We start from the raw sequence: 14,668 nt of genomic DNA on the forward strand, positions 1-14,668 counted from the left end.
CCGTTCTGCGGCTGCTCCGCCGCCCTCTCATCCTTCCACTAATATGTTTCATATGACAACAAATATGGATCTCGCCGCCTTGATCGACCAGGACGACGACGTTCGCGCCCTGTTCGCCGGCGACGGGATCCGCTACCGCGCCTCGGCATCCCTGCCCGATCTCACGTGGCGCGCGCAGTCGATGTGCGCACGCATCAACCGCATCTTCTTCGACGATCCGGCCGAGGCCCTGCGCCTGTTCCACGAGCTGGTCCCGGGCGCGGGCGACGGCATCGACTTCCGCCCGCCCCTCAACCTCGACTACGGCGTCGGCCTGACGATCGGCGAGCGCACCTTCATCAACAAGGACTTCCTCGTCGTGGGCGGCGGCTACATCACGATCGGCGCCGATTGCCTCATCGGCCCGCGGTGCAGCATCTACACCCCCAACCACGCCGAAGACCCGGCTCTGCGCCGCGAGGGCTGGGAGCGCGCATCGGCCGTCACGATCGGCGACAACGTCTGGCTCGGCGGATCGGTCACGATCCTGCCGGGTGCGACGATCGGCAGCGACAGCATCATCGGCGCCGGATCGGTCGCCACCCGCGACATCCCCGCCGGCGTGGTCGCGGTCGGCAACCCGTGCCGCGTGGTCCGCGCGATCCGCACCGAGCGCTGAGGTCTCGGCATCCCCGCCGGCGCCGTCGCCGCGCCCCGCCGCGCCCCGCCGCGCCCGCCGCGCCCGCCGTGCCCGCCGTGACGCCCGCGCCCCGCCCCGCCGCGCGGAGAGGTGTCGCCATCCGCGCACTCACCGCCCCCGAACCCACCGAACGCGACACCGATTCCGGGACCCCCAGAAATCAGGGGCACGAACCGCGACATCCCGGCCGGCGTGACCGCAGATCGTGACACCGAACCGGCGAGCACCGACCCCCGCCCGCCCCGCAGCGTCAGCGCAGCGAGAGCTGGTCGTCGAGGTAGTCGGCCAGCGGCCGTCGCGCGCCGGCCGTGGTCCAGGTCACCAGCGGGATGCCGTCGACCAGCGCCAACGGCCCCGACGGCGCACCGCGGCGAACGGCGTCGAGATCGATCCACGCCGCATCCAGGTGCAGCACCTCGCCGTCGGCGAACCCGCCGCGCGCCGCCGCGGCCGCACGCTCCGAACGGGCGCGCTGCGCCTCCGCCGTGTAGCCGCGGACCGCCTCGGCGCGGGCGCGGAGGATCTCGCCGGTGGCATAGACCTCGGCATCCGCGATGAGGAGCACGCCGACGTGCCACGCCTCGCCGACCGGCACGATCCGCGGGGCGCGGCCGAAGCCGAGCAGCCGCCGGCTGTGGGCCCAGTCACCCAGACGTTCGCGCGGCGATCCCGCCAGACGCCGGCGGGCGTCGGAGAGCACGGTGTCGAGCAGGTCGGCGCCGGCGGCGACCTCGTCGGTCATCGCGGGCCGGGTCGGACGGTCAGGTCGCTGATGACCGCGTCACGCGGAAGATCGAGCGCCGTGAGCACGGCCGTGACGACCGACGCCGGGTCGATCCACCGGTCGGGGTCGTAGTCCGCCCCCTCCTGCGCGTGGACCTCCGCCTGCATGGGGGTGGCGGTGCGCCCGGGATACACGCTCGTCACGCGCACGCCGTGCTCGGCCTCCTCGCCGCGGAGGGCGTCGGCGAGGGCTTTCAGTCCGTGCTTGGATGCCGCGTACGCCGGCCAGTGGGGATGCGCGGTGAGACCAGCACCGGAGTTGACGAACACCACCTGCCCGCGAGCCGCGCGCACCCGGGGCAGCAGCAGCCGGGTGAGCTCGGCGGGTGCGGTGAGGTTCACGGCCAGCTGGCTCTCCCAGGCCGACACCGGCAGGTCGCCCACGCGGCCGAGCTCGACGATGCCCGCGGCGTGGATGACACTGTCGATCCGGTCGGGGATGCCGTCGGCATCCTGCACCGCCTCGGCGAGCACGCCCGGGCGCGTGAGGTCGGCGACCACCGTGACGCTGCCCGGGAACGCGTGCGCCAGATCGTCGGCACGGGCGGCATCGCGCACGACGAGCACGAGACGGTCGCCGCGCGCCGCGAGGCGCTCAGCGATCAGGTTTCCGATGCCGGAGCCCGCTCCGGTGATCACGTGGGTGGCCATCTGACCATCCTTCCACCGCGAGCGCCCGCGCGCCCGACGGCGCCTCAGACGGGCTTCTCGTCCATCCCCCACGGCGATCCGTAGCCGGCGGGCGCGGGCGCGGCGAGCAGGTCGAGGAACGGCTTCGCGTCGAAGGCCTCGGGGCCGAGCACGCCGGTCCCGCTCCAGACCCCGGTCGCGAGCAGTTCGAGCGCGATCACGGGGTTGATGGCGGTCTGCCAGACGACCGCCTGCGAACCGTACTCGCGCATCGTCTCGTCGTTGTCGGCCACGTGGTACAGGTAGGTCGAGCGCGGCTGACCGTCGATGCCCGTGCCGGTCACCCACACGCCGGCGCACGTCTTGCCGCTCATCTTGTCGCCGATAGTCGCGGGGTCGGGAAGGCACGCGGCGACCACGTCGCGCGGCGAGACCTCCACACCCTTGACGTTGACCTTCGCCGTGCTGTCCAGGCCGAGCTTGTGGAGGGTCTTCAGCACGCCGATGAACTCGTCGCCGAGGCCGTACTTGAACGTCACGCGCTTCGCCTTCGTCCAGCGCGGCATGAGCAGCACCTCCTCGTGCTCGACGTTGACGCACTCGACCGGACCGATCCCGCCCGGAAAGTCGAACACCTCCGGCTCACTGAACGGCTCCGTCGTATACCAGCCGCGGTCCTTCTCGTAGATGACAGGCGGGTTGAGGCACTCCTCGATCGTCGTCCAGATCGAGAACGAGGGCGCGAAGTCGTAACCGGCGACGACGAGGTTGGCCCCGTCGCGGACGCCCAGCTCGTCGATCTCGCTGAACAGGTGGTCTTCGGCGTAGCGGGCGAAGACGTCCGACAGTCCCGGTTCGACACCGATGCCGACGAGGGCGAGCTGTCCGGCATCCTTCCACTGGTCGTCCTTGGCGAACTGCTCGTCGCCGAGCTTGACGCCCGGCAGCGCGTGCGGCTGCTCCGGGTGGGGCGTCGACAGGCTCATCGCCATGTCGAGGTAGATGGCGCCGGCGGCGAGTGCGCCGTCGAAGATCGGCATGACGAAGCGGGGGTCGACCGCGTTGAGCACATGCGTGATGCCGTGCGCCTCGATCAGCCCCGCCACCGCATCGGCGCGGGACGCATCGACCTGTGCCGCCTCGACGCGGGGATCGGCGACCTCGTCGACGAGCGCCTGCGGGCGGGCCGGGTCGTAGTCGGCGATGACGAGCTTCTCGAAGAAGTCGCGGCGCACGGCGATGCGGACGGCGGCCGAGCCGACGCCACCGGCGCCGACGATGAGGATACGCATGGGGTTCCTTGTCGATCAGAGGGAGGTGGGGATGCCGAGGGGCCGCGCCGCTGTCAGATGCCGCCGTCGATGGAGCGGATGATGTCGCCGGGCTCCTCGGGCACGAGCACCGGGGTCTCCCGGTTGAGTGCGCGGCCCTGGAAGAACGGCTTCGAGCGCGGGAACATGTACCAGACGAACATCAGCACGACGCCGACGAGCAACGCCCCGATGCCGACGACGAAGGTACCGCCGATGCCGAGCAGCACCGTGTTGCCGTAGTTGACGTCGTACATGTCGATGGCCGACTGCACGAAGGCGAAGGTCAGCATGAGGGCGCCCAGCAGCGGGAAGATGCCCTTGACCCACAGCTCACGCGCGGAGTTGCGAAGGTCGCGGCGGAAGTACCAGACGCACGCGTAGCCGGTGATCGCGTAGTAGAACGCGATCGCGAGCCCGAGGGAGGAGATCGAGTCCTGCAGGATGTTGTCGCTGATCAGCGTCATCCCGAGGTAGTAGCAGATCGCCACGGTGCCGCCGACGATCGTGGAGAACGACGGCGTCTTGTACACGGGGTGCACATTCTTGAAGCGCGCGGGCAGGGCACGATAGACACCCATCGCGAGCGTGCCGCGGGCCGTCGGCAGGATGGTCGTCTGCGTGGAGGAGACCGCGGAGATCAGCACGGCGACCACGAGCAGCCAGCCCCACGGGCCGAGCAGGCCGTCCTTGATCGCGAGGAAGAAGTCGTCGGCGTTGTCGGGGTTGGCCAGACCGGGCCCGTCCTCGCCGAGCCCGGCGTACATCATGGCGGCGATCGTGACCGAGACGTAGGTGAACAGCAGGATGACGGTGGTCAGCAGCGCCGCGCGCCCCGGGATGCGCTTGGGGTCCTTGGTCTCCTCGTTGAGGGCGAGGCACGAGTCCCAGCCCCAGTAGATGAACAGGGCGAGCAGCACGGCCTCGGTGAAACCGTGGTAGTCGGTGAACGCGAACGGATTCAGCCAGTTCCAGTCGAAGGGGGTGGGAGCGGGGGCGTTGCCCGCGAAGAACTCCCAGAGCGCCGCGACGACGAAGATCGCGAGCGCGAGGTACTGCACGCCGAGCAGCACGTTCTGGATGCGTTCGCCGATCTCGACGCCGCGCCAGCTCACCCACGTCATCGAGGCGATGAACAGGACGGCGACGAGGATGATGCGCCAGTCGTTGTTCTCCAGGTTCATACCGAACAGCGCCCAGAAGTAGATGGAGCCGATCTGGGCGAGGTTGGCGAGCACCACCATGCCGGCGATCGCGACGCCCCACCCGCCCATCCAGCCGACCCACGGGCCGAACGCCTTCGTCCCCCACGTGAAGGTCGTACCGCAGTCGGGGATCTGGTTGTTCAGCTCGCGATACGCGAATGCCGTGAACAGCATCGGCACGAACGCGATGATGAAGGCGATCGGCGCCTGTGCCCCCACGGCGAGCACGACGAAGCCGAGCGTCGCGACGAGGGAGTAGACGGGGGCCGTCGACGCCAGGCCGATGACGGTCGACCCCCAGAGACCCAGGGTGCCGGCGGCGAGGCCCTTGCCGTCGCCGCGTTCCAGATGAATCGGTGTGGTGCTGCCGAAGTCGCTCATCGCTCTTCTCCGCCCTCGCAAGGTCATGGGTGCACCGTCGTCCCCAGTGACGCGGTGAGGGAAGACTAGAACGACACGATGCACGCGCGCGCACGACGCGAGGGCGAATCTGCGGCGCCCCCTCCGCCGCCGCGTACATCACCCCCGGTCGTTGAGCGCGCGCAGCGCGTCGAAACGCCGACACCCTCAGTCGGCGGCGCCCTCGGCATCCACCAGGGCGGCGGCGGTCTCGAGACTGCGGATCGCCTCGGGAGCCGACGTGCGGACGAGAGCGAACGCCGCGACGACGAGCCCCGTGACGGCGTCGGCGAGGCGCGCGCGGCGCGCGGCGGATGCCGCGGGCACCGCGACATCGACGCCGCGGCCGATCGCGGCGCGCAGCTCGGCACGGTAGTCGTCGATCACGTGCGCGACGTCGGAGTCGCGCGCGACGGGCGATCCGGCGGCGTTGATGAGCAGGCAGCCGTGCGCGGCGGGCATCGAGCCGACACGGGCGAAAGCGTCGGCGAGGCCGCTGAGGTACGCGCGGAGCGCCCCGGCCTCGACGGTCTCCGCCTCGAGCGGGGCGAGCCGCGGACGCACGACCTCGTCGAGGTAGCTCTGCACCGCCGCGTCGAACAGGCCGCGCTTGGAGTCGAAAGCGTTGTAGATGCTGGAGCGGTTGAGCCCGGTCGCCGCCTCGAGCCCCGCGATCGAGGCGTCCTCGTACCCGTGCTCCCAGAAGAACTGGCGGGCGGCGCGCACGACCGCGCCGCGATCGAACTCCCGAGTTCTGGCCATGGCATCCACCCCACTTTCTAAAACGACCGTTTCAGTATATATTGAACCAGTCAGTTCAGAAACAGGAGGATCCCCCATGGTCGTCGTCGGTCTCGTGCTCGCCTCCCTCGCGGCACTCCTACACGTGTTCATCTTCTGGCTCGAGTCCTTCGCCTGGACCAGCCCGCGCGCCCGCGCCACCTTCGGCACGAGCGAAGCGGACGCCCAGGCCACGCGCGAGATGGCGTACAACCAGGGCTTCTACAACCTGTTCCTCGCGATCCTCGTCGCCGTCGGCGTCGTGTTCTTCGCAACCGGCGCCACGGCTCCCGGCGCGGCCCTCGTCTTCGCCGGCGCCGGCTCGATGACCGCCGCGGCGCTCGTGCTGCTGCTCTCCAGCCCCGACAAGGCCGCCGCCGCGCTCAAGCAGGGCACCCTCCCCGCGCTCGGCATCGTCGCCCTCGCGATCGGCCTGCTGATCTGACGCACCGTTGTCGCACGCCCCCGACCTCACCCCATCCCACAAGGAGAACGAATGACAGACGCCACCAGCACTCAGATCCAGCTCGCCGCCCGCCCCGTCGGGTGGCCCACCCACGATGACTTCCACGTCGCGACGGTCACCTACGGCGCTCCGCAGGCCGGCGAGGTGCGTGTGCGCAACGAGTTCGTCTCCGTCGACCCCTACATGCGCGGCCGCATGAACGACACCCGCAGCTACGTCGCACCCTACGCCCTCGGCGAGACCATCAGCGGCGGCGCGGTCGGGCGTGTGGTGGCCTCGGCATCCGACGACCTGCCCGTCGGCACCGTCGTGCTGCACCAGCACGGCTGGTCGGACGTGGTCCAGGCGGATGCCGCGACCTTCCGCGCCATCCCGGAGATCCCCGGCGTGCCGCTCTCGCTGAACCTGCACATCCTCGGCATGACCGGTCTCACCGCCTACGTCGGACTCACCGCCATCGCGCACCTGAAGCCCGGCGACACCGTGTTCGTCTCCGGCGCCGCCGGCGCCGTCGGCACCGCCGTGGGCCAGATCGCCAAGCGCCTGGGCGCTGGTCGGGTCATCGGCTCGGCCGGAACTCCGGAGAAAGTCGCCCTGCTGACCGAGAAGTACGGCTATGACGCCGCTTTCAACTACAAGTCCGGAGATGTGCGCACACTTCTCGCGGAGGCCGCGCCCGACGGCATCGACGTGTTCTTCGACAACGTCGGCGGCGACCACCTCGAGGCGGCGCTCGACGCCTTCAACGACGGCGGACGAGCAGCTCTGTGCGGCGCCATCACCGGCTACAACAGCACCGAGCGCCGGCCCGGTCCCGACAACATGTCGAACATGATCACGCGCGCCCTCACCATGCAGGGCTTCACGCTCGCCGCGTACCTGCACCTGGCCCCCGAGTTCCAGCAGAAGATGTCGGGCTGGTTCGCCGAGGGCGGCATCGTCTACGACGAGACGATCGTCGACGGCATCGAGAACACCGTCGATGCCTTCCTGTCCATGATGCGCGGCGCCAACACGGGAAAGATGCTCGTGCGCATCTGATCGCCCGCCCACCCGGGCAGACTCGCAGAATCGGGGTCGCGTTGCGTCGCCAGCTGAGGCTGGTTACGACGGAATGCGACCCCGATTCGCGTGTGAGGCCGCAGCGGGGCGGGTCAGCGCAGGGCGAGCAGGCGCGCGGTGTCGCCGAAGACCTCCAGCCCCGCGCACGCGCCGACGCCCTCAAGGAGCACGCGCCCCGCGGCATCCGTGTGCCGGATGATCACGCGGGCATCGAGCGTCTCTTCCACGCGCTGGTGCATCGCGGTGCGCAGTGGCGCGTGCAGCAGCCCCCCGCGCACGCGCTCGGCCTCGAGTTCGAGCCGCCCGTCGGGACCCTCCATGCTCCACCGCACGCGGTCGTCGTCGATGGTGAGGCTGCGCTCCCGGGACCGGTTGTAGGTGGTCCAGCGGTGCAGACGACCGCCGTGGCGAAGTCCCACGATCGAGCCGCGGAACGAGCCCCGCAGCCACGGGATGATGGCGACGGATGCCACGAGTGAAGCGTCCGTCGCACCGCCGCCGACCGGGTCGATGTGGTTCGACGCGAGCCAGACGTACCCCGCGGGAAACGCCTGGCCCCAGTCCTTCTCGATGTAGCCGCGGCCGCCGTCGAACGCGACCCGCTCGCCCTCGACCTGCAGCGTGCCGGTGAGGTCGTGCCCGAACGACACGACGCCGTGGAAGCACTCCATGAACGGCACGAGCCCGTACCAGCCCATGATTCCCGGCTCGCGAAGCGTCACCGGCCACGGCTGGAGGGGTGTGGCGTACGAGATCCGCCCCCGCAGCTGCGGCAGATCGAGGGTCGCTCCTTCGGAATCGAAGGTGTTTGCGCCCACGCGCACCTCGAACCGCCGGTCGGATGCCGCGAACTCCTCGAGGTCGAAGCGGTGGTACCACGACCTTCCCGCGACACCGTCGAGTACCTGGACGAAGGCCTCGTCTGCCGGCATGTCGCCGCGGCCATCGCCGCGGAACACCCCCGGGATCACGGCCCACCGGTGCGCGCGGTCGGCGGAGACGAGCTTGACGTACCAGCCCTCGAAGAACGGCCGCCCGGCGCCGCGGCCGTGGAAGGCCTCGGGATGCCGGGCCCCGCGCAGATACGCCATCGGAGTCCGCATGCGGCTCACCCTACGCCGGGCGCACGCCGACGCGGGTGGGTCAGCCGACGGCGGTGCCGAAGAGGGTGCCGACGAGGAAGGTCGCACCGAGCGCGAGCGCGCCGCCGATGACCGTCCGCAGGATGGCGCGGCCGCGGTTGGCGCCGCCGAGCCACGCAGCGATATAGCCGGTGACGGCGAGGGCCAGCAGCACCGCCACGAACGTCCAGATGAGGCGCGCGGGATGCGGCAGCAGCAGGATCGTGGCCATCGGCAGCAGGGCGCCCACGAAGAAGGCGACGGCCGAGGCGAACGCGGCGTGCCAGGGACTCACGACGTCGTCCTGGTCGATGTTCAGCTCGGCCGACAGGTGCGCGGCGAGCGCGTCGCGCTCGGTGAGCTCGGTGGCGACACGCGTGGCCGTCTCCTCGCTGAGCCCCTGGTCGCGGTAGAGGCCGACCAGTTCGACGAACTCGGCTTCAGGATCGTCGGCGAGTTCTTTGCGCTCCTTCTCGATGAGCGCGTGCTCGCTGTCGCGCTGGCTCGACACCGACACGTACTCGCCCAGCGCCATCGAGATCGCACCGCCGACGAGGGCGGCCGACCCGGCGAGCAGCACCGGCATGACCTCGGCTGTCGCGCCGGCCACGCCGACGACGACCGCGGCGGTCGAGACGATGCCGTCGTTCGCACCCAAGACACCGGCGCGCAGCCAGTTGAGCCGCTGCGCCACGCCGCCGCGGTGCGGCTCATCAGGATGCGAGGATTCCATCTCGGTCATCCCGTCACCGTATGCCGACCGCCGCGGGCGCGCCAGCAAGGCAAGCCCAAGCGAACCCCGCACCCCCCGCCCGGTCGTGGAGCCGGCGCAGCGCGTCGAAACTCCGACACGCGGTCACGAACTCCGCAGAAAGCGACGAACTCCGCACCGCTCAGCGGCGATGGATGCGGAGTACGCACGATCCTGCGGAGGTGCGCGGTGCGGCGCGTCAGGCCAGTGCGTGCTCGTGCAGCGCCGACGACAGGCTCGTCCCGTTGACGTCGAGGTAGAGCTGGCCCTCCGTCACGGAAAGGGTGACGGCGTTACGCCGCTCGACGGCATCGGCGGCGGCATCCACGAATCCGGCATCGAACGTTCGCAGCACGATGTCGTCGGCGCGGTGGATCTTCTTGCCCGCCCACAGGGGCAGCAGCTTGGCCGGGTCGCGGTGGCTGTAGACGACGGTGCGGTCGGCGAGCTTGCTGCCGCGGTGCAACCGGTCGGCGTCGGGAGCCCCGACTTCGATCCATGCCGCGATCGCCCCGGTCGCGTCCCGCACCAGAACGGCGGGTTCGTCGGTGGCCGAAACACCCTCGGTGAACGCGATGCCGTCCGCGTACTCGAGGCAGTAGGCGAGCAGGCGCGTCACCATGAACGCACCCGTCTCGGACGGATGCTGCGCCATCCGCAGCGACAGTTCCTCGTACACGCCGCGGTCGATGTCGGCCACCTGCACGTCGAAGGTGTGCATCACTGCGCCGGTCGCCATGGGTCCAGCCTAGGTGCCCGCCGCGGCGGAGCCCGCCGTTATCCTGGTCGCAGCCGACAGGAGAGAACGCGTATGCCGATCACTGACGCCGCTGCGCGCCGCGAGGCGATCGCCGACTACCGCATCGTCGGCGTTCCGGCGGAGCCCAACCTCGAAGGCCTGGCTCGCCTCGCGAGGACGCTCTGCCATGTCGGCGGCGCCGTGATCAACATCATCGACGACAGATACCAGTACCAGGTGGCGGCGGCGGGCGTGGAGGCGGCGATCTGCGACGTCGAGGACTCGATGTGCGCCGTCGTGCTGCCCGATGCTCGCCACGTCTGGGTGCCCGACGCGAGCACCGACGAACGCTTCGCCGAGAACCCGTTCGTGACCGGCGCGCGCGGTCAGGTGCGCTTCTACGCCTCCAGCCCGCTCATCACCCCCGCGGGCGTCGCGATCGGCACGCTCTGCGTGTTCGACGACGCCACCGGGAGTCTCACCGCGCAGCAGAGCGCCGCCCTGGATCTGCTGGCCGGGCAGGCCGTGGAGGTGCTGGAGCTGCGCCGGCTCACGCACGAGCTGGAGCGCTCGAATGATCAACTCGCCCACTTCACCAGTCAGATCAGCCACGACCTGCGCAACCCGCTCACGGCTCTCATGGGCCAGATCGACCTCGCCCTGGCCGGATTGGACGACGGCGACGAACTGCGGGCGACGCGCGCGCTCGGCCGGGCCGATGCCGCAGCAGCGCGGATGAACACCATGATCACCGAACTGCTCTCCTTCGCACGCGTGGGCGGCGCGGAGATCCGCCGCGAACGGGCCGCGCTGGGGGCGATCGCGGAAGGCGTGATCGCCGACCTCGAGCGCGCCCAGGCCGCATGCGACGCGCGCATCGCGGTACGCATCGACCCCGACGACGCCATCGTCTGTGACCCGGCGCTGATCGCGGTGCTGCTGCAGAACCTCCTCGCCAACGCGCTGAAGTTCGCGGCATCCACCGGTGTCGCGCCCGTCGTCGAGCTCGCCGCGCGGCAGGGCCCGACGGGGTGGGTGATCACCATCGACGACAACGGACCGGGCGTGGCGGCGCACCTGCGCGAGCGCGTGTTCGACATCATGGAGCGCGGCGATGCGGCAGACGCGCCCGGGCTCGGGCTGGGCCTTGCCACCTCCCGGCGCATCGTGACGGCGCACGGCGGGCGCATCGCCATCGAGGACGCGGCACTCGGGGGCGCGCGCCTGCGGGTGAGCCTGCCGGCCGTCTGACCGGCGACGCCGCATCGTCCAGGCGACCTCGACGTCGTGGGCATGCGGCAGAGTGGAGCGCGTACGTCGTCGTACGACCGACCGGAAGGAACTCCATGCAGCAGCGCACGATCGGACCGTTCACCGTTTCTGCGATCGGGCTGGGCGCCATGCCCGTCTCGATGAACAACGACAACGAGCTCCCCGATCGCGCCGACGCGATCGCGACGGTGCACGCCGCGCTGGATGCCGGGGTCACCTTCATCGACACCGCCGACATCTACGCGCCCTCGTGGGACCAGATGGGACACAACGAGCGCATCGTGCGCGACGCGCTCGCCTCGTGGGACGGCGACACCAGCGGCATCCTGGTCGGGACGAAGGGCGGCATCACGCGCACGGCCGAGAAGGACTTCGGCCGCGACGGATCACTCGGCTACCTGCGCTCGGCGGTGCAGCGCTCGATGGAGAACCTCGGTGTCGAGGTCATCGACTTCTACCAGTACCACCGCCCCGACCGGTGGATGGTCTACGGCGAGATCATGCAGAACCTGAAGACCCTGCAGGACGAGGGCCTGGTGCGGGCACTGGGCATCTCCAACGCGAGCGTCGAAGAGATCGCGATCGCCGAGGACGTGCTCGGCGCCGGAAACCTGGCGAGCGTGCAGAACCAGTTCTCGCCGCGCTATCCGGGCAGCTTCGGCGAGCTGCAGTACTGCGACGCGCACGGCATCGCCTTCCTTCCGTGGAGCCCGCTCGGCGGCACCGGCGGGGCAGGACGCACGGTGGGCGAACGCTTCGGCGTCTTCCGCGAGATCGGCGAGGCGCACGGGGTGAGCGCGCAGCAGGTCGTGCTGGCGTGGGAGCTCTCCCTGAGCCCGCTGGTCGTTCCGATTCCGGGGGCGCGACGCGCGGCATCCATCACCGACTCCGCGCGCGCCGCCGATCTCGTGCTCGACGCGGACGAGCTGGCGCGCTGCTCCGCCGCGGTCGGCCTCGAGCTCTGACGCCGCGTCTCGACTCGCTGCGCTCGCTCAACGACCGGGAGCCGCCGTCCCCACCCGAGCGGCACAGTCGTGAGTCGAAACGCCCCCGACCATCGGCTGATTTTTCACGACACGCGTGCGCACGTGCCACACGGGCGAAACACGCCGCCTCCATGATTGCGGGATGACGGACAACGAGGCGCTCTCGCGCATGGATCCCGAGGATGCCCGCGAGAACGCGCGCGAGCTGTTGGGAGATCGCACCCAGGCTGCGCAGGACTTCTCCAGCGAGGACGCCGGCTATCACAAGACGCTGCGCCCGCGACAGATCCAGATGATCGCCATCGGCGGCGCGATCGGAACGGGTCTGTTCATGGGCGCCGGCGGCCGCCTCGCCTCGAGCGGACCGTCCCTGATTCTCGTCTACGCCGTGTGCGGGTTCTTCGCCTTCCTCATCCTGCGCGCGCTCGGCGAGCTCGTGCTGCACCGCCCGTCGTCGGGCTCTTTCGTCTCGTACGCCCGCGAGTTCTACGGCGAGAAGCTCGCGTACGGCGCCGGATGGATGTACTTCCTCAACTGGGCGATGACCTCCATCGTGGATGTCACCGCCGCGGCTCTGTACGTGAAGTTCTGGGCGCAGTACTGGCAGCCGCTGCAGGAGGTGCCGCAGTGGACGATCGCTTTGATCGCCCTGGTGGTCGTGCTCTCGCTCAACCTCGTGAGTGTCAAGCTGTTCGGCGAGATGGAGTTCTGGTTCGCGCTCATCAAGGTCGCCGCACTCGTGATCTTCTTGATCGTCGGCACCTGCTTCCTGATCTTCAACGGTGCGACCGATGTCGGGGCCACGGGCTTCAGCGTCATCGCCGACAACGGCGGGATCTTCCCGATGGGCTTCGTCGCGCCGCTCCTGGCGATCTCCGGCGTGGTCTTCGCCTACGCCGCGATCGAGCTCGTCGGCACCGCTGCCGGCGAGACCGCCCACCCGGAGAAGGTCATGCCGAAGGCGATCAACACGGTCGTCTTCCGCATCGCGATCTTCTACGTCGGGTCGATCCTGTTGCTGTCTCTCCTGCTGCCGTTCAGCACCTACGAGGCCGGACAGTCGCCGTTCGTGACGTTCTTCTCGCACATCGGCTCCCCCGAGACCGGCGCGATCGCCGGCTCGGTGATGAACTTCGTCGTGCTGACCGCCGCACTGTCGAGCCTCAACGCGGGGCTGTACTCCACGGGCCGCATTCTCCGCTCGATGTCGGTGAACGGCTCGGCGCCCGCCTTCACCGCGAAGATGAGCAAGAACGGCGTCCCTTACGGCGGCATCCTGCTGACGGCCGTCATCACCCTCGCGGGCGTCGGCATCAACGCGCTGTGGCCGTCGCAGGCGTTCGAGATCGTGCTGGAGGTGTCGGCGCTCGGCATCATCGGCGGCTGGGCGACCATCATCCTCTGCCAGCTCAAGCTCGTGAAGTGGGCGAAGGAGGGCAGGCTGCAGCGCCCCTCGTTCCGCCTGTTCGGGGCGCCCTTCACGTCGTACCTCACGCTCGCCTTCCTCGCGTTCGTCCTCGTCACCATGGGCTTCTCGGAGACCGGCCGATGGGTGCTCGCCTCGCTCATCGTGCTGATCCCGACGCTGATCATCGGCTGGTTCGCCGCGCGCGGCAAGATCCAGGCCGCCGTCGCGGCGCGGGAGGGCTACACGGGAACGCACCCGGTCATCGCCGAGCGGCAGGCGACCGAGGCGGCCAAGCGGCACCGCTGAGGTCGCGGCAGCGGTCGCCGAGCGGGCGCAACGGGAAACGCGCGGCCGACCTGGCAGACTGAGGACATGCGTCGCTCCCGGACTCCGCGCGTCGCGCGGGGTGCGATCGTCGCCTCCGTCGCGACGTTCACGGCGCTGCTGTCGCACGTCGTCGCGGGCGGCGCGGTTCCGGGGCCGCTCGGCATCCTCGCCCCGTGGCTGCTCGCACTCATGGCGTCGACGCTGCTCGCCGGCCGCACCCTCTCCCTCGCGCGGCTGGGCGCGAGTGTCCTGGTGAGCCAGGCGCTGTTCCACACTCTGTTCGTCATGGGCGCGGTCACGCCCGTCGCGGCGATGCCCGCGATGTCGCATCACGATCACGGCGCGATGAGCATGGCGATGGATGCCGCGAGCGCCGCACCGGCCTCGGGGTTTCTCGCCGCGCTGTGCGCCGATCCCACGATGTGGGCGCTGCACGCGCTCGCCGCGATCGTCACCGTGGCGCTGCTCTACCGCGGCGAGCGTGCCGCACGGGCACTGCTGACGCTCGCAGCCGACGTCCGCGCCTGGGCGCGACGCGTCGTCGCGCGCGCCGCCGCGCTGCCCCCGATCGCCCTCCCCGTCCCGCTCTCGGCCGAGACCATCGGCTGGATCGTCCGCCCCGCGGCGCATGCCGGGGACGATCGACGTCGCGGTCCTCCGCTGCTGCTCGCGCTCTGATTCCTGTCCCGCCCGCGACGCGATGTCCGGGCGGGGATCCGCGTGCGTGCCGCCGCGTCGTCCCTCGACACA

General features: G+C 70.3%; 15 protein-coding genes. 7 read left to right on the top strand and 8 right to left on the bottom strand.

All coding sequences use genetic code 11. The features are described from left to right. Positions 1-52 precede the first annotated feature (52 nt). Positions 53-658 (top strand): sugar O-acetyltransferase, encoded by a 606-nt coding sequence (locus DEU37_RS06315; RefSeq protein WP_121189749.1) that lies wholly within the window; start codon positions 53-55, stop codon positions 656-658. A gap of 271 nt (positions 659-929) precedes the next feature. On the opposite strand, the gene DEU37_RS06320 is transcribed toward DEU37_RS06315, so the two are convergent. The 5 genes from DEU37_RS06320 to DEU37_RS06340 form a co-directional block, all read right to left on the bottom strand. After that, positions 930-1,421, bottom strand: coding sequence for a glutaminase (locus DEU37_RS06320; RefSeq protein ID WP_121189750.1), 492 nt, complete (start codon positions 1,419-1,421; stop codon positions 930-932). After that, complete coding sequence (locus tag DEU37_RS06325; RefSeq protein WP_121189751.1) at positions 1,418-2,113, bottom strand: SDR family oxidoreductase; 696 nt, start codon at positions 2,111-2,113, stop codon at positions 1,418-1,420. Before DEU37_RS06325 ends, DEU37_RS06320 begins: the two co-directional genes overlap by 4 nt. A 44-nt stretch (positions 2,114-2,157) precedes the next feature. Continuing rightward, a complete protein-coding gene (locus tag DEU37_RS06330; RefSeq protein WP_121189752.1) occupies positions 2,158-3,384 on the bottom strand; it encodes a saccharopine dehydrogenase family protein in 1,227 nt (408 codons plus the stop codon). Positions 3,385-3,437: 53 nt separating this feature from the next. Beyond that, complete coding sequence (locus tag DEU37_RS06335) at positions 3,438-4,988, bottom strand: APC family permease (protein WP_121189753.1); 1,551 nt, start codon at positions 4,986-4,988, stop codon at positions 3,438-3,440. 186 nt (positions 4,989-5,174) lie between these two features. Continuing rightward, entirely contained in the window at positions 5,175-5,768 is a 594-nt protein-coding gene (locus DEU37_RS06340; protein WP_121189754.1) for a TetR/AcrR family transcriptional regulator, read from the bottom strand. Between the two features lie 76 nt (positions 5,769-5,844). Here DEU37_RS06340 and DEU37_RS06345 point away from each other — a divergent pair, with 76 nt between their 5' ends. Together DEU37_RS06345 and DEU37_RS06350 are read left to right on the top strand one after the other, a co-directional pair. Further along, positions 5,845-6,231 (top strand): DUF1304 domain-containing protein, encoded by a 387-nt coding sequence (locus DEU37_RS06345; RefSeq protein WP_121189755.1) that lies wholly within the window; start codon positions 5,845-5,847, stop codon positions 6,229-6,231. A gap of 51 nt (positions 6,232-6,282) precedes the next feature. Next, positions 6,283-7,293: an NADP-dependent oxidoreductase gene (locus DEU37_RS06350; protein ID WP_121189756.1), complete on the top strand. Its 1,011-nt coding sequence runs from the start codon at positions 6,283-6,285 to the stop codon at positions 7,291-7,293. A 113-nt stretch (positions 7,294-7,406) separates the two neighbouring features. Here DEU37_RS06350 and DEU37_RS06355 read toward each other — a convergent pair whose 3' ends face one another. The 3 genes from DEU37_RS06355 to DEU37_RS06365 form a co-directional block, all read right to left on the bottom strand. After that, the gene (locus DEU37_RS06355; protein ID WP_121189757.1) at positions 7,407-8,417 is read right to left on the bottom strand and encodes a tocopherol cyclase family protein; all 1,011 of its coding nucleotides are present in this window, start codon (positions 8,415-8,417) and stop codon (positions 7,407-7,409) included. Positions 8,418-8,457: 40 nt separating this feature from the next. After that, a complete protein-coding gene (locus tag DEU37_RS06360) occupies positions 8,458-9,168 on the bottom strand; it encodes a VIT family protein (protein ID WP_396652196.1) in 711 nt (236 codons plus the stop codon). 217 nt (positions 9,169-9,385) lie between these two features. Continuing rightward, the gene (locus tag DEU37_RS06365) at positions 9,386-9,925 is read right to left on the bottom strand and encodes a YaeQ family protein (RefSeq protein WP_121189759.1); all 540 of its coding nucleotides are present in this window, start codon (positions 9,923-9,925) and stop codon (positions 9,386-9,388) included. Between the two features lie 72 nt (positions 9,926-9,997). On the opposite strand from DEU37_RS06365, the gene DEU37_RS06370 reads away from it, so the two are divergent. From DEU37_RS06370 to DEU37_RS06385, 4 genes are all read left to right on the top strand, one after another. Then, positions 9,998-11,176 carry an ATP-binding protein gene (locus DEU37_RS06370; protein ID WP_121189760.1) on the top strand — a complete coding sequence of 393 codons (1,179 nt, stop codon included), beginning with the start codon at positions 9,998-10,000 and terminating at the stop codon, positions 11,174-11,176. A gap of 95 nt (positions 11,177-11,271) precedes the next feature. Then, positions 11,272-12,162 carry an aldo/keto reductase gene (locus tag DEU37_RS06375; RefSeq protein WP_121189761.1) on the top strand — a complete coding sequence of 297 codons (891 nt, stop codon included), beginning with the start codon at positions 11,272-11,274 and terminating at the stop codon, positions 12,160-12,162. Positions 12,163-12,325: 163 nt separating this feature from the next. Further along, positions 12,326-13,897, top strand: a complete 1,572-nt coding sequence (locus tag DEU37_RS06380; RefSeq protein WP_121189762.1) for an amino acid permease — start codon at positions 12,326-12,328, stop codon at positions 13,895-13,897. Positions 13,898-13,963: 66 nt separating this feature from the next. Further along, positions 13,964-14,596 (top strand): hypothetical protein, encoded by a 633-nt coding sequence (locus DEU37_RS06385; protein ID WP_121189763.1) that lies wholly within the window; start codon positions 13,964-13,966, stop codon positions 14,594-14,596. Positions 14,597-14,668 lie beyond the last annotated feature (72 nt).

Origin of the sequence: Microbacterium sp. AG790 (assembly GCF_003634765.1) — a bacterium.
Lineage (GTDB): Bacteria > Actinomycetota > Actinomycetes > Actinomycetales > Microbacteriaceae > Microbacterium.

Coding starts and splice junctions, on each gene's coding strand:
- DEU37_RS06315 (WP_121189749.1), top strand. CDS start 53: ATGACAACAAATATGGATCTCGCCGCCTTGATCGACCAGGACGACGAC.
- DEU37_RS06320 (WP_121189750.1), bottom strand. CDS start 1,421: ATGACCGACGAGGTCGCCGCCGGCGCCGACCTGCTCGACACCGTGCTC.
- DEU37_RS06325 (WP_121189751.1), bottom strand. CDS start 2,113: ATGGCCACCCACGTGATCACCGGAGCGGGCTCCGGCATCGGAAACCTG.
- DEU37_RS06330 (WP_121189752.1), bottom strand. CDS start 3,384: ATGCGTATCCTCATCGTCGGCGCCGGTGGCGTCGGCTCGGCCGCCGTC.
- DEU37_RS06335 (WP_121189753.1), bottom strand. CDS start 4,988: ATGAGCGACTTCGGCAGCACCACACCGATTCATCTGGAACGCGGCGAC.
- DEU37_RS06340 (WP_121189754.1), bottom strand. CDS start 5,768: ATGGCCAGAACTCGGGAGTTCGATCGCGGCGCGGTCGTGCGCGCCGCC.
- DEU37_RS06345 (WP_121189755.1), top strand. CDS start 5,845: ATGGTCGTCGTCGGTCTCGTGCTCGCCTCCCTCGCGGCACTCCTACAC.
- DEU37_RS06350 (WP_121189756.1), top strand. CDS start 6,283: ATGACAGACGCCACCAGCACTCAGATCCAGCTCGCCGCCCGCCCCGTC.
- DEU37_RS06355 (WP_121189757.1), bottom strand. CDS start 8,417: ATGCGGACTCCGATGGCGTATCTGCGCGGGGCCCGGCATCCCGAGGCC.
- DEU37_RS06360 (WP_396652196.1), bottom strand. CDS start 9,168: ATGGAATCCTCGCATCCTGATGAGCCGCACCGCGGCGGCGTGGCGCAG.
- DEU37_RS06365 (WP_121189759.1), bottom strand. CDS start 9,925: ATGGCGACCGGCGCAGTGATGCACACCTTCGACGTGCAGGTGGCCGAC.
- DEU37_RS06370 (WP_121189760.1), top strand. CDS start 9,998: ATGCCGATCACTGACGCCGCTGCGCGCCGCGAGGCGATCGCCGACTAC.
- DEU37_RS06375 (WP_121189761.1), top strand. CDS start 11,272: ATGCAGCAGCGCACGATCGGACCGTTCACCGTTTCTGCGATCGGGCTG.
- DEU37_RS06380 (WP_121189762.1), top strand. CDS start 12,326: ATGACGGACAACGAGGCGCTCTCGCGCATGGATCCCGAGGATGCCCGC.
- DEU37_RS06385 (WP_121189763.1), top strand. CDS start 13,964: ATGCGTCGCTCCCGGACTCCGCGCGTCGCGCGGGGTGCGATCGTCGCC.